Source organism: Thiomicrorhabdus sp. Kp2 (genome assembly GCF_000478585.1).
GTDB lineage: Bacteria > Pseudomonadota > Gammaproteobacteria > Thiomicrospirales > Thiomicrospiraceae > Thiomicrorhabdus.
Genome location: NZ_ARWI01000001.1, coordinates 2,199,302 through 2,212,322 on the forward strand (window position 1 = coordinate 2,199,302; position 13,021 = coordinate 2,212,322).

Annotated in this window: 15 protein-coding genes; all 15 read right to left on the reverse strand. The window is 40.9% G+C overall.

Annotation, left to right across the window (positions count from 1 at the left end; all coding sequences use genetic code 11):
* Positions 1-96 precede the first annotated feature (96 nt).
* The 15 genes from A379_RS09925 to dusB all read right to left on the reverse strand — a co-directional run bounded on the left by A379_RS09925 (position 97) and on the right by dusB (position 12,985).
* Entirely contained in the window at positions 97-705 is a 609-nt protein-coding gene (locus A379_RS09925; RefSeq protein ID WP_051145155.1) for a NapC/NirT family cytochrome c, read from the reverse strand.
* A gap of 180 nt (positions 706-885) precedes the next feature.
* Positions 886-1,941, reverse strand: coding sequence for a tetratricopeptide repeat protein (locus tag A379_RS09930; protein WP_040727842.1), 1,056 nt, complete (start codon positions 1,939-1,941; stop codon positions 886-888).
* Between the two features lie 4 nt (positions 1,942-1,945).
* Positions 1,946-2,383, reverse strand: a complete 438-nt coding sequence (locus A379_RS09935; RefSeq protein WP_040727843.1) for a cytochrome c-type biogenesis protein — start codon at positions 2,381-2,383, stop codon at positions 1,946-1,948.
* Positions 2,384-2,400: 17 nt separating this feature from the next.
* A complete protein-coding gene (locus A379_RS09940; protein ID WP_040727844.1) occupies positions 2,401-2,940 on the reverse strand; it encodes a DsbE family thiol:disulfide interchange protein in 540 nt (179 codons plus the stop codon).
* Positions 2,937-4,862, reverse strand: a complete 1,926-nt coding sequence (locus A379_RS09945; protein ID WP_040727846.1) for a heme lyase CcmF/NrfE family subunit — start codon at positions 4,860-4,862, stop codon at positions 2,937-2,939. The genes A379_RS09940 and A379_RS09945 overlap by 4 nt, the downstream gene beginning before the upstream one ends.
* Complete coding sequence (gene ccmE / locus A379_RS09950) at positions 4,859-5,332, reverse strand: cytochrome c maturation protein CcmE (protein WP_040727847.1); 474 nt, start codon at positions 5,330-5,332, stop codon at positions 4,859-4,861. The genes A379_RS09945 and ccmE overlap by 4 nt, the downstream gene beginning before the upstream one ends.
* A gap of 51 nt (positions 5,333-5,383) precedes the next feature.
* Positions 5,384-5,542 (reverse strand): heme exporter protein CcmD, encoded by a 159-nt coding sequence (gene ccmD / locus A379_RS12950; protein ID WP_081696390.1) that lies wholly within the window; start codon positions 5,540-5,542, stop codon positions 5,384-5,386.
* Between the two features lie 3 nt (positions 5,543-5,545).
* Positions 5,546-6,304 carry a heme ABC transporter permease gene (locus A379_RS09955; protein ID WP_198525674.1) on the reverse strand — a complete coding sequence of 253 codons (759 nt, stop codon included), beginning with the start codon at positions 6,302-6,304 and terminating at the stop codon, positions 5,546-5,548.
* A complete protein-coding gene (ccmB, locus tag A379_RS09960) occupies positions 6,301-6,957 on the reverse strand; it encodes a heme exporter protein CcmB (RefSeq protein ID WP_232744840.1) in 657 nt (218 codons plus the stop codon). The genes A379_RS09955 and ccmB overlap by 4 nt, the downstream gene beginning before the upstream one ends.
* A 13-nt stretch (positions 6,958-6,970) precedes the next feature.
* Positions 6,971-7,600, reverse strand: coding sequence for a cytochrome c biogenesis heme-transporting ATPase CcmA (gene ccmA / locus A379_RS09965; RefSeq protein WP_040727849.1), 630 nt, complete (start codon positions 7,598-7,600; stop codon positions 6,971-6,973).
* A gap of 241 nt (positions 7,601-7,841) precedes the next feature.
* Positions 7,842-8,150, reverse strand: coding sequence for a late competence development ComFB family protein (locus tag A379_RS09970; RefSeq protein WP_232744842.1), 309 nt, complete (start codon positions 8,148-8,150; stop codon positions 7,842-7,844).
* Positions 8,151-8,405: 255 nt separating this feature from the next.
* On the reverse strand, positions 8,406-9,692 hold the full coding sequence (gene purD / locus A379_RS09975; protein ID WP_040727852.1) for a phosphoribosylamine--glycine ligase: 1,287 nt from the start codon (positions 9,690-9,692) through the stop codon (positions 8,406-8,408).
* Between the two features lie 388 nt (positions 9,693-10,080).
* Positions 10,081-11,643 carry a bifunctional phosphoribosylaminoimidazolecarboxamide formyltransferase/IMP cyclohydrolase gene (gene purH / locus A379_RS09980; protein WP_040727853.1) on the reverse strand — a complete coding sequence of 521 codons (1,563 nt, stop codon included), beginning with the start codon at positions 11,641-11,643 and terminating at the stop codon, positions 10,081-10,083.
* A 66-nt stretch (positions 11,644-11,709) separates the two neighbouring features.
* Positions 11,710-11,976, reverse strand: a complete 267-nt coding sequence (locus A379_RS09985; protein WP_051145156.1) for a helix-turn-helix domain-containing protein — start codon at positions 11,974-11,976, stop codon at positions 11,710-11,712.
* A gap of 37 nt (positions 11,977-12,013) precedes the next feature.
* Complete coding sequence (gene dusB / locus A379_RS09990; RefSeq protein ID WP_040727855.1) at positions 12,014-12,985, reverse strand: tRNA dihydrouridine synthase DusB; 972 nt, start codon at positions 12,983-12,985, stop codon at positions 12,014-12,016.
* Between the last annotated feature and the right edge of the window lie 36 nt (positions 12,986-13,021).

Here is a 13,021-nt window from a genome sequence, read left to right on the forward strand (position 1 = left end):
TACTCCTCCTCAGAAGTGTTTAATTTCCAGTTATAACTGGTTCTAGTTACTACTCATGGTGACAACTTTGTCCAGAAGTTATCACTAAGTATAGGGTTAACGTTTTGGTAACAGCTCGCCAACCAAACCGTCACGATATTTTTCTTCAATTTCTTCTGGTTCGTCAGGCTCGGTGTGTGCGATTCCTTTATGACAATCGATACAAGTTTGTCCTTTTGTCATGGCTCTTGGATGTTTATTAGCGGCTTGTTTACCTTGTTCTTCGGTATCCATCGCTATAAATGAGTGGCAAGTTCTACACTCTCTTGAGTCTGAATCCTGCATTTTTTTCCAAACCGAAGAAGCCATATCCCAACGGTGTTTGTCGTAGTGTTCTAAATACTTTTCTTGATTGGCTTTTAGTTCATCACTTACGGCAAAGTCACCCAGAAATTCATGGTAAACATCTTTAGCGGCAAATAATTTAGCTTGGATTTTTGGTAAAAATTCTTTAGGTACATGGCAGTCTGCACATTCGGCACGAACACCAGAAGCGTTTTTATAGTGAATGGTTTCTTTATATTCTTCTAGATTGACGGTCATGCTATGACATGAAGTACAAAATTCGGTGGTATTGGTATAAGAAAAGAAGGCATTCATGGCGCCGAATGAGGCAAAACCTAGTAGGAAGATAATAATGAATAGCCCAGTTTTTTTTGTGAACATATTTTGCTTTCTTTAATCTATATCCCACTCTTCATTGAGTAGGAAAATGGTTGTTTTATTAACCTAACTTTTGAATCAGGTCTTAATTGAGTCGAAGCAATGATAGGTAAAAACAATTATGGGGTAAAGAAAAGAAATTTAATGGGTTATAGGCCTGTCTTATACAATAAAATACTTATATTAGAATTTTATTATGAGATTTAATTCCCCATTATTTTGAGTTTTAAGTTCTTTTTGGTACAAAATATTTTGACTGTTTGCATCACCTTGACTGATTTTTACGCCCAGAATCAATGAGTTGAATTGTTTTAAAGTACGATTGGGGATGAGCTCATCTGCTTGACTTAGTACCACAGTATTTGGAAGGTTTTGCCCTTTAAGTCGTTTAGCCGCAATTGGCATTGGCATACCTTGCGGCTGTTTTGCGTAAATAAAAACAGTTGCATTGGCTATTTTTTGTTTAGTTTGTGTGTCTATTTCAAAGGTGATTTTTATTCCATCTTCAGTATTTTGATGATGGGGATGGATGTTTTGGTTTGTTTGGCTGGTTAATTTAGCCTCTTCTTCATCTCGTTTTTTGTTTATCAATTTATCTGTTTGCCCTTCTAGGCTAGCAAGCATTATTTGCACTTCGTTTTTATCCTTAGAGTTATTAGGAAGTTGCTGATATAAGGCTTGCCAATAGGTTTTTGCTAGTCCTGGATTGCCTTGTTGTTTTTCAGCCATGCCAAGTAGCCACAAGGTCATTTGGTTTTCAGGGGCAATAGAATAGGCTTTTAGGAGTAATTGATAAGGGCGTTCATTCAGCGAATTTGATTGGTGTGTCGCAATAGCATTCGCCAGAGGTAATAAAGCATTGAGGTTATTTGGTTGTAGAGCTAATGCCTTTTCAAAGGCGTGAATCGCTTTATTATGCTCTTCTGTCACACTGTAAGAACGACCAAGCAGTAACCAACCATCAAAATCGTTTGGTTTTTGTTTAAGTTTTGTTTCGAGCTTATCCACCAATGTTTGCATGGGAGCGGGGGCTTGCTTGCTTGCCACCTCTGCAAATTGAGGTGTGCCTAAAGCAAAATAAGTGGTTATTGAAAAGATGGGAATAAATAGGCCAATAGCGATTAGGCTTTTTTGGGTGATTTTGTCTTTATTACCCCCACTTTTTTTCGCTAGAGGTATAAGTAAGAGGAGTAGGGAAATGATCAATAATAGGGCTAAACCCATGCTGAGCGTTGTCATAAATTTATTCTGCTTTATTGTCTTTTATTGATTGATTGGAGCGTTTGACTGTTTTTATTAACCACCAAAAACCCAGCAGTAAAAACAGGAACGGGCCTGCCCAAAGTAGGTAGGTTTGGTTTTTTACGGGCGGCTTATACAGTACAAAATCACCGTATCGACTGACCATATATTCCACCACTTCATCTCGGTTTTGGTTATTGGTAACCAGCATGCTATGTACCTGTTTTCTAAGGTCTTGAGCAAGCTCTGCATTTGAATCGGCCAGGTTTTGATTTTGGCAAACCAAACAACGCAGTTCATCAATTAATTGCTGGTAGTCTTGTTCTTGCTGAACAGAATGAAACGTGTATGTTTCAATCGCAGCATAACTAGGTATCGCCACGAGTAAGTAAAGAATAGTGGCCAGCGTTATGTGTAATGATTTTTGTAAAATATTCATTTATTGGGTCTCTGTGCTTAATCGCCAGTAGTCATTTTATTTTCTAGCTTTTTAAGTAAGGGGATTAACTCTTTATTTATCTGTTGTTGAGTGAGAGGCCCTGTAAATTTATGGCGAATAATGCCTTGTTGATCGATTACAAAGGTTTCAGGTACCCCATATACGCCCCAGTCGATGCCTGCCTGTCCATTGGTGTCTTGAACCACAAAAGTGTATGGGTTACCTAAGGCTCTTAGCCAAGCTTTGGCTTCATTAGGTGTGTCTTTATAGTTAAGGCCTACAATGGTTGTAGGGTGTTTATTTGCAAAGGCCATTAAATTTTGATGCTCTTGTTTACAAGAGACACACCAAGAAGCCCAAATATTCAAGATCCAAGGTTGCCCTGCTAGCTGTTTAGCGGTAAGGCTTTGATGAGAAAAAAGCCTGGGTAAATCAAACTGCGCCGCAGGCTTGCCAATTAATGGCGAGGGAACACTCTTGGGGTCTAAGGTTAAACCAATCGCCAAAATAACTACCAGGCCTGCAAACAATGAGAGGGGAATCATCTGTTTTTTCATTGGACGAACTCTTTATTGAGGGCATTACGTCTTTTCAATAACGTCATGATGCCTCCCAATGCCATCAAAATAGCCCCTAACCAAATCCAGCGAATAAAGGGTTTATATTGAATGCGAATACTCCAGGCCTGGTCATCCAACTTCTCACCCAAGGCGACAAACAAGTCACGTGACAATTGGGCATCAATTCCAGCCTCTGTCATGGGCATGGCTTGGCTCATATAGGTACGTTTTTGTGGATGCAGTTCGGTTAAAAATTGATTATTTTCATAGACTTTAATGAGCCCTTCAGAGGCTAAATAGTTTTGGATTTGTTTTTGTTGGACACCTTTAAATTCAAAACGATATTGGTTGATTTGGTAACTTTGTCCAGGTTCGAGTCTTACATCTTTTTCAATAGAATAAATGGAGGTGATGGTAATTCCTGTTAAAGTCACAGCAAAACCGATGTGTGCCATAACAGAACCGATTGTTTGAAAACTCGGTTTTACCAGGCCTGGTGAATTTGCTTTTAACAGGTAATGTAATGCGCTAAAAGCAATCCAGCTACTCATTAATAATCCAATAACGGCTAATCCATTAAAATCGGGAAGCAGTAATAACGGCACTAAAAAAGCTACCAGTAAACTGCTGATTGCGGGAAGCCATAATCGTTGTAGTAAGCGTTTTGAACTGTCTTCACGCCAAAAGCTCGCAAAACCTAACCCCATAAAAATGGCTAAGGGGATAGTGAGGGGCAGCATGACCGAATTAAAATAAGGTGCGCCAACCGACAGTTTAGCAATTCCTAAGGCATCTAAAATAAGCGGGTACAGCGTACCAAGTAGAACCGTTGCCATCATGGCCATAAGAATGACGTTATTAAGCAACAGCAGAGTGTCTTTAGAGAGTAATTTAAACGCTTTAGTTTGAGTAACTTTATGAGCATGGCTCGCATATAACGAGAGTGATGCGCCGACCACAATCACCAAGAAGATTAATATAAATACGCCACGCGAAGGGTCAGTAGTGAAAGCATGTACCGATGTGAGTACCCCAGAGCGTACTAAAAACGTACCTAATAGACTCAACGAAAAAGCCAAAATGGCCAACAGTAATGTCCAAGATTGAAATGTACCACGTGTGGCGGTAATGCTTAAAGAGTGAATCAGTGCCGTGGCTACAATCCAGGGGAGTAATGAAGCGTTTTCAACAGGATCCCAAAACCACCAGCCACCCCAGCCAAGTTCGTAATAGGCCCACCAGCTTCCTAAGGCGATACCGATGGTTAAGAATGCCCAAGCGATAATGGTCCAACTTTTAGCCCAACGCGCCCAGGTGAGTTCAAATTTGCCTTCAAGTAATACCGCCACCGCAAAGGCAAATGCAACGGCCATACCCACATAGCCCATATAGAGAACAGGAGGGTGAATGGCTAAACCGATATCTTGCAATAAAGGGTTTAAACTACGCCCTTCGTTTGGAATTTCAATTAAGCGTTCAAATGGATTAGAGGTCAAAAGTATAAAGAAAATAAATCCAATGGCCACCATGCCTAACACACTGAGCATTTTGCTATTGAGTGAGTCTGGCAGTGAGCGATTAAATAAACTAACGGCAAAGGTCCAGCCACTGAGTATGAGCGCCCATAATAATAAAGAGCCTTCATGCGCACCCCAAGTGGCCGAGATTTTAAAAATCAGTGGCAATTGCGTGTTTGAGTTGCTCGCAACATACTTGATGGAGAAGTCATCAACAATGAATCCATACAATAAACAAGCAAAAGAGATGGCTAAAAACAGAAACTGGCCAAGGGTAGCAGGCCTGGTAAGTTGCATTAAAGCCGAGTGTTTTTGGTAGCTTCCATAGAGAGGTGCAACGGCTAAAACAAATGAGAAGGCAAGGGCAAGAATAAGAGAAAAAAGGCCAATTTCAGGAATCATTCAATCACCCCTTTCTCTGTTGCCAGAGAGTCAGCAATCTCTTTCTCTTGGGCTTTTGCCAAAGAGTCTGCGACCTCAGGCGGCATATAATTTTCATCATGTTTTGCTAGCACTTCGCTGGCGATGAATGCGCCTTGTGGGTTTAGGTGACCCTTGGCAATAATGCCTTGGCCTTCTCTAAAGAGGTCGGGCAAAATCCCAGTATATTTCACCTCAATATTGTTGAGCGTATCTGTCAGTTGAAAGCGAACCGTTAAACTTTTGGGTTCTCTTATTACGCTGTTGTTGACGACCAGACCGCCTAGTCTAAAGTCGCGGTCTAAAGGGGCTTTACCTTGTTTTACTTCGCTAGTAGAAAAGAAAAACATCATATTTTGACTAAAGGCTTGCACAATTAAAGCGGTGGCAATACTGACGCCTAGCACTAAGAGTAACACCATATACAATCGTTTTTTTCTTACTGGGCTCATAGGTATTGGTTTCTTCTATTAATGGGTTTATGACTTGAAAGTACAAGTGCTTCAGTTAGATTCATCACTGTGAAAATCATCGGCTTGTTTTAGTGCATTTTGATGATGAATAAAAGGCTCAAAAATGGCAATAATAATAACCAATGCTGTCAAACCAAAGGCGCTCCAAATGTAAAAAGCGTAACCGCCCATAGCCAAAAACTCTGACATGATTTAAAGCCCCTTTTGTTTGTCGAGTATGAGTTTTTTTACCCATCCCGAATGCAGATCTTGTTCAACTAAATTTGCACGCATTTTGAGCAGTAGAACAAATAGGTACAAAAATTTGAATGCACTGGCCATTAAAATCAGGGGGATGAGCATGTCGATATGAATGCTTGGTTTATCAAAAGCCGTGACCGTGGCCGATTGATGGAGAGTGTTCCACCAAATAACAGAGTAATGAATAATCGGTAAATTGACGACACCCACCAAAGTCAAAATGCTCATTGCTTTGCCCGCGGTTTTTTTATCTTCAATGGCGTTATACAAAGCCATAATCCCTAAATAGATAAAAAGCAGTATGAGTTCCGATGTTAATCGAGCATCCCAAACCCACCAGGCTCCCCACATGGGTTTACCCCACAAAGCACCTGTTAACAGCGCGATTAATGCAAAGCTTGCTCCAATGGGTACGCTCGAAATAATCATAATTTCAGCCATTCTTATGCGCCACACTAAAGCCACGACGGCGGCAACGGCCATGGCCAGATACACAAACATCGACATCCAAGCCGCAGGCACATGCACATACATAATGCGAAACGAATCGCCTTGCTGGTAGTCAGCAGGAGCGGTAAAAAGCCCCATATACAGGCCTGGTAATAGTAAACCTAAAAATAACAGAGCCAGCCACGGAATGAGTTTGCCTGCTAATGGATAAAACCACAGAGGTGCGGCTAATCGATAAAACCATTTCAATAGAATATTCATTGCGAGACACTTACCTTTAATGCGGCTGCCACAGCAAATGGCGCGAGCGTGATGCCTAATACAAACAAACCAGCCAAAATGTAAAGTTGCCCTGCGGCAGACCAACCGTCAGCCGACACATCAACGGCACTGGCACCAAAAATTAAAATGGGAATGTAAAAAGGCAGTATTAACAGTGGTAACAAGATACTGCTGTTTTTTAAGCCTGTGGTTAAGGCCACACCAATGCCACCAATAAAGGTTAATAGGGGGGTGCCAAGTAATAGTGAAAAAATTAAGGTGAGTATCGCTTCATTCGGTAAATTGAGCGACAGGGCAAATAAAGGCGCTAAAACAATCAATGGTACCGAGCTGATAAACCAGTGAGAGATTAATCTAGCAAAGGCAAAACTGATTAAAGAGTGTTGGCTCAACGCCCATTGCTCAAGCGTACCGTCTCTGAAGTCCTCTTTAAACAAATTATCCAGAGAAAGCATGGTGGCTAAAAGTGCGGCAATCCAAATTAAACCAGGGGCGATTTCAGCTAATAGTTTTTCTGAGGCGCTAATACCAATAGGGAAAAGTAGCACCACCAAAGCAAAGAAAAATACCGAGTAAAAAACTTCGCCACGTTGACGGTAGGCAAGTATTAAATCTCTGCGAACTAAACTCAAGAAACCATTCACCTTATTTGAGCTCCCCAGTGATGCCTAACTGAAGTTTTTGAACCCGTTCTTCAGCAATGGAAAGCGGGTGGTGTGATGTCAAAATAATCATGCCGCCCATGTTTAAATGCGTTTCTGCAAGCTCTTCAAATAATTGAACGCCTTCTCTATCTAAAGACGCTTGTGGTTCATCTAAGATCCATAAAGGAGCATCTGTAATCAACAGGCAGGCTAAAGATAAACGACGCTTCATGCCTGCTGAGAAAGTTTTGACCAATATGTGTTTGCTCTGTCCTAAATGCACGGCTTTAAGCGCTTTTATTAAAGGGAGGTTGTTTCGGCTTTTTAGGTGGCTGAGTAACTCAAGGTTTTCTAGGGCGGTCTGTTCTTCTTTAAGTGGATTTTGATGACCAATCCAAGCGAGTTGGCTATGAAAAGCCGATTCGGGTTTTAAAATGTCGATGTTATTCCACAAGACTTGACCTTTATCGGGTCGACGTAGTCCTGTTAGCAATTTTAGAAGGCTGGTTTTTCCAGCACCATTTTTACCTTCAACCAGTAAAAGTTGACCTGAAGAGAGTTCAAATGAAATGTTTTTGAACAAGGTTTTATGGCTGCGTATGCAGCTAAGTTGGTTGGCTGTTAACCGCATCTTTGTAGCACGTTTCTTTTTATTATTTTGTTTTACACAACGCTTGATTGACTTAGTTTGGCGTGTATTCAAAGTGAATGAAGTGTATCAAAGTTGATTAAAAAGAGTGTGTTTTGTGGCTAGGTAGTGGGGGTGATAATTTTTATAGGCAATTAAGCTATTTTATGAAAGCAAACGCTAATATTTTTTTGGTGTGATAGAGCAGAGATCCAAGTTAATACGGAGAGCTCTGCTTTTAAGACTATTCGTCTTTGTGGTTTTCAAAACGTTTTACCTTTTTATAGGCTTTTTTAACCGCTTTTTTGACTTTTTGTTCCACTTCAATATGCTCTTCTACCGACATATAAAAAGACATATCAATGTCGTAACGAATATAGCGTGGCGGAATACGATTTAGTGCGATACAGGCCATATCTGCTAAGGCATTACTGTCCTCAAACTTATCAGAATAGTTATCTCTGATTTCATTAAAAACAAGTCTTTCAAAATAGTTATGTACGCTGTCCATTGGCATGAGAGTCTCCTTACGGATGGTTCCTGGAATATACATTAATCATACTTCCTTTTCTTTGATCTACCTGAGACCTCTCTTGTTCAAGGGGCTCACCTAATAATAGCTTTAACTATACCGTGTTATATTTTGTGCCGTCAAGCAATCAACAGAGCGCTAAACTAAAAAAGTTTTATGAAGTGTATGGTGCAGTGACAATAGGAGGTGTATTAGAGATTCAATGAATACAAAAAAGGCACACAGAAAAACTTCTGCATGCCTATTTTAAAAGCTAAACGATTTACCTTGAATGGATTATTTCTCTCTAGAAACCGCTCTATGTCCGATGTCGGTACGATAATAGGCTTCATCCCAGTTAATCATAGCCACGCCTTCATAGGCACGTTTTTGAGCAGCGGTAACGTTCTCTCCTAAAGCGGTAACACACAATACACGTCCACCAGATGTGGTGACTTCATTGTTTTCATTAACGGCAGTACCAGCATGAAAAACTTTTAAGTCCGAAGCGTTGGCCTTTTCAATGCCCGTAATCACATCGTTTTTACGATATTCATCAGGGTAACCACCCGCAGCCATCACAACACCTAAAGCCGCACGACTATCCCATTGAGCGGTAACGGTATCTAACTTGCCATCAATCGCCGCTAAACAAAGTGTATGTAAATCAGATTTTAAACGCATCATAATCGGTTGAGTTTCAGGGTCACCAAAACGACAGTTAAACTCTAACACCTTTGGAGCGCCTGAAGCGTCAATCATCACGCCAGCGTATAGAAAGCCCGTATAAGGTAAGCCATCTTTAGCCATGCCTTCAATCGTTGGGTAAATGACCTCTTCCATAATACGATTGTGAATGCTACGAGTAACAACTGGAGCAGGGGTGTAAGCGCCCATACCGCCAGTATTAGGTCCAGTATCACCGTTATTACGGGCTTTATGGTCTTGAGAGGTCGCCATAGGTAAAACATGTTTACCGTCAGCCATTACAATAAAGCTTGCCTCTTCACCGACTAAAAATTCTTCAATAACAACTCGAGAACCCGCATCACCAAATTTATTGCCTGCAAGCATATCCGAAACCGCTTCTTTAGCTTCTTCTACTGTCTCTGCCAGAATAACGCCTTTACCAGCCGCTAAACCATCGGCTTTAATGACAATCGGTGCACCAACTTTATCTAGATAAGCGTGAGCAGGTTCAATTTCAGTAAATACATCATAAGCCGCAGTTGGAATATTGTGTTTGGCTAGGAAGTCTTTAGAAAATGCTTTAGACCCTTCTAATTGAGCTGCGCCAGCAGTAGGGCCAAAACATTTTAGACCTGCTTCTTTAAAAGCATCAACCACCCCTAATACTAAAGGCACTTCTGGGCCAACAATGGCTAAATCGATATTGTTTTCTTGTGCAAAACTTACCAGGCCTGGTAAGTCTTCAACCGCAATATCTACATTGGTTAAATTTGGCTCTAAAGCTGTTCCTGCATTGCCTGGAGCAACAAATACTTGAGTTACCTCAGCTGCTTGGGCTGTTTTCCAAGCCAAGGCATGTTCACGGCCGCCGCCACCAATAATCAATACTTTCATTTTAATATCTCGTTCCGTCGCTAGATAATACTTTTGGGGATTTCTAAATCAGCCTATGCTGCGTTCACCCCTCGCCTACATAGTTTTATATGGACGAAGGGCATGAAAATGGTCACTTACAGTGTGTAAGCTCACATTTTTTGCCTTGCCTAGCCAGATTTATAAATACCCAAAAGCATTATAAATATTTTGTATTTAATTTATTCATAAGCCAGTAGGCTTAATAAAAAATTAGGTTTTTTAAAACACTTTCTAAAATAGTAATGAGCGTTTTTTTCAAGTTTAAGGCGTAAGGAAAAACCGCAGCGGAGCGTACATTAAGTACGTGAGCAGCGGATTTTTTCTTAGAACGCAGAAATTGGAAAAATAAGCCATTACGGCCTTTACATTAATGTTTGAAGTGTCTCATCCCTGTGAATACCATCGCTATGCCATGTTCATCTGCAGCGTCAATGACTTCTTGATCACGCATTGAACCACCTGGATGGATTACTGCAGTAATCCCTGCTTCTGCGGCGGCATCAATACCATCACGGAATGGGAAGAAAGCGTCGGATGCCATCACTGAACCAGGTACTTCTAAACCTTCATCGGCGGCTTTGATACCTGCGATTTTAGCTGAGTAAACACGGCTCATTTGGCCAGCGCCTACACCAATCGTCATGCCATCTTTAACGTAAACAATGGCATTAGACTTAACAAATTTAGCGACTTTCCAGGCAAACATCAGGTCTTTCATCTGTTCTGCGGTTGGGGCTTTTTTGGTCACGACTTTTAGGTCATCTTCATCAACCATACCTAAATCACGGTCTTGAACTAATAAACCACCTGTAACACGTTTATAGTCATAAGCAGGCTGTTGGCCATCTAATTCACCACAGGCTAATAGGCGTACATTCTGTTTAGCTTCAACCACTTCTTTGGCCTCATCAGAAACCGTTGGCGCAATAATCACTTCAACAAACTGACGTTCCACAATGGCCTTAGCTGTTTCAGCATCAAGCTCGGTATTGAAGGCGATAATGCCACCAAACGCAGAGGTTGGGTCTGTTTTGTAAGCGCGGTCGTATGCTTCAAACTGTGTTTCACCAATTGAAACACCACAAGGGTTAGCGTGCTTAACAATCACGCAAGCCGTCTCGGTGAATGTTTTCACTAATTCTAATGCGGCATCGGTATCGGCAATATTATTGAACGATAGCTCTTTACCTTGAATTTGTGTTGCCGTAGAAATTGAGGCTTCAGACGGTGAACGTTCAGTATAGAAAGCGGCATTTTGATGAGGGTTTTCGCCATAACGCATAGATTGTTTTTTAACAAACTGGGTATTGTAGGTGCGTGGAAAGGTATCGGCTTTATCTTCAGAGAACATGGTGCCAAAGTAATTTGAAATAGCACCGTCATAACGGGCAGTTTGTTCAAATGTTTTAATGGCTAAATCAAAACGGGTGGCGTGAGACAGTTTACCTGCATTGATTTTTAGTTCATCCAAAATATGAATGTAGTCTTGTGGGTCGGTTACTACAGCAACATCTTTATGGTTTTTAGCCGCAGAACGTAACATCGTAGGGCCACCAATATCGATGTTTTCAACCGCATCTTCTAATGTGCAATCTGGATTAGCTACAGTCGCTTCAAAAGGGTATAAATTTACGACCACCATATCAATCGCATCAATGCCGTGTTTTTGCATAATGGCATCATCGGTTCCACGACGACCTAAAAGCCCACCATGAATCTTAGGGTGTAAGGTTTTGACTCGACCGTCCATCATTTCTGGAAAACCAGTGTATTCAGACACTTCCGTGACTGCTAAACCCGCTTCAGAAAGGACTTTATAAGTTCCACCTGTTGAAAGAATGGCAATGTCCATTGCAACTAGGGATTTGGCAAATTCAAGAATGCCTGTTTTATCTGAAACGCTAATCAGAGCGCGACGTACTGGTTTCATGGTTTTGGTTCTCCAAAATAAAATCGATTATGTAAATTTGTTGTTATCGTTTAGTAACTTAAGGTTCTAAACGAGATTGTATTTCTGCATTTTCTTTTTTAAGGTATTTCGATTAATCCCTAAAATATTTGCGGCCTGACTTTGATTGTTTTCTGTTTGTTGTAGAACAAACTCAATCATCGGTTTTTCTACTTGCTGAATGACCATCTCATAGACATCGGTGGCATTTTCTTCCGCAAGCGTATCAAAATAGGCGTTTAGCATGAGTGTGACTTGATCACTTAAAGACAACGGAGGGGGTGTTTTGCGTCTTTCTACTTTAGGTTTTGTCATGTCTAAAATTAAGCCTGCGTCATTTTTTAAACAATATCTAGGCTGGGAATTGCTCAAAATAGTCGTTAATTAGTAATAGTTGTTTATCAGCTGAATTGAGTTGATTAAACGTTTTACGAAGCTGATTGCCGTTAAGTAAATGTTGGCTGTACCAGCCAATATGCTTTCGAGCGATTCTTACCCCTAACATGTCACCATAGAGTTGGTGCAAGCCCTGAGTGTGATTGAGCATAGTTTCTTTAAACTCAAGCGTATTCGGTTTTTCGTGTTGATTACCTGTTTTAAGGTAATGATTTATTTCACGAAATATCCAAGGGTAGCCTTGTGTTGCTCGTCCAATCATGATGCCATCAGCAGAGGTGTATTTTAATACAAAATCGGCCTGCTCGGGAGTGCAAATATCACCATTTGCAATTACTGGAATATTTATCGCTTTTTTAACCTCTTTAATGGTGTCATATTCAGCGTTACCAGTAAATTTTGCTTCACGTGTTCTGCCGTGAATGGTAATGGCCTTTAGCCCTTCATCTTCGGAAATTTGGGCAATTTCAAGTGCATTTCTGTTTTCTGTATCTGTGCCAGTTCTTGTTTTAACCGTTACTGGAACATCAACAGCCGCTACCACCGCCTGAAAAATCTCTCTCACTTTTTGCGGTTCGGACATGAGAGCTGATCCAGCAGAAACGCTACACACTTTTTTAGCAGGGCAGCCCATATTTAAATCAATAATTTGTGCCCCTTGCGACACTTGCCAAGCTGCCGCATCAGCGAGTTCTTGAGGGTCTGTTCCAATAAGTTGCACCGCTCTTGGTTCAGGGTCATTGAGGTTTACGTGGCGAGTAGAGGATTTTTTGGATTGCCAAAGCTCTTTTTTAGAGGCCACCATTTCCGCTAAAGTATAACTTGCGCCATGAGAACGGCATAAATCACGAAAAACAGCGTCAGTTATCCCTGCCATAGGTGCAAGCACAATATTGTGTTCAAATTGATAAGAGCCAATTTTTAGCATGAAAAAATGTCTTTTGTTTGTTCTCAATGGGAGTTA

Excerpts from the sequence above, each read along its gene's own strand:
- A379_RS09930 (WP_040727842.1), bottom strand. The coding sequence starts at position 1,941 with ATGACAACGCTCAGCATGGGTTTAGCCCTATTATTGATCATTTCCCTA.
- A379_RS09940 (WP_040727844.1), bottom strand. The coding sequence starts at position 2,940 with ATGAAAAAACAGATGATTCCCCTCTCATTGTTTGCAGGCCTGGTAGTT.
- ccmA (WP_040727849.1), bottom strand. The coding sequence starts at position 7,600 with ATGCGGTTAACAGCCAACCAACTTAGCTGCATACGCAGCCATAAAACC.
- A379_RS09925 (WP_051145155.1), bottom strand. The coding sequence starts at position 705 with ATGTTCACAAAAAAAACTGGGCTATTCATTATTATCTTCCTACTAGGT.
- purH (WP_040727853.1), bottom strand. The coding sequence starts at position 11,643 with ATGAAACCAGTACGTCGCGCTCTGATTAGCGTTTCAGATAAAACAGGC.
- A379_RS09970 (WP_232744842.1), bottom strand. The coding sequence starts at position 8,150 with ATGTATATTCCAGGAACCATCCGTAAGGAGACTCTCATGCCAATGGAC.
- dusB (WP_040727855.1), bottom strand. The coding sequence starts at position 12,985 with ATGCTAAAAATTGGCTCTTATCAATTTGAACACAATATTGTGCTTGCA.
- A379_RS09935 (WP_040727843.1), bottom strand. The coding sequence starts at position 2,383 with ATGAATATTTTACAAAAATCATTACACATAACGCTGGCCACTATTCTT.
- A379_RS09985 (WP_051145156.1), bottom strand. The coding sequence starts at position 11,976 with ATGACAAAACCTAAAGTAGAAAGACGCAAAACACCCCCTCCGTTGTCT.
- ccmE (WP_040727847.1), bottom strand. The coding sequence starts at position 5,332 with ATGAGCCCAGTAAGAAAAAAACGATTGTATATGGTGTTACTCTTAGTG.
- A379_RS09945 (WP_040727846.1), bottom strand. The coding sequence starts at position 4,862 with ATGATTCCTGAAATTGGCCTTTTTTCTCTTATTCTTGCCCTTGCCTTC.
- ccmD (WP_081696390.1), bottom strand. The coding sequence starts at position 5,542 with ATGTCAGAGTTTTTGGCTATGGGCGGTTACGCTTTTTACATTTGGAGC.
- purD (WP_040727852.1), bottom strand. The coding sequence starts at position 9,692 with ATGAAAGTATTGATTATTGGTGGCGGCGGCCGTGAACATGCCTTGGCT.
- A379_RS09955 (WP_198525674.1), bottom strand. The coding sequence starts at position 6,304 with ATGAATATTCTATTGAAATGGTTTTATCGATTAGCCGCACCTCTGTGG.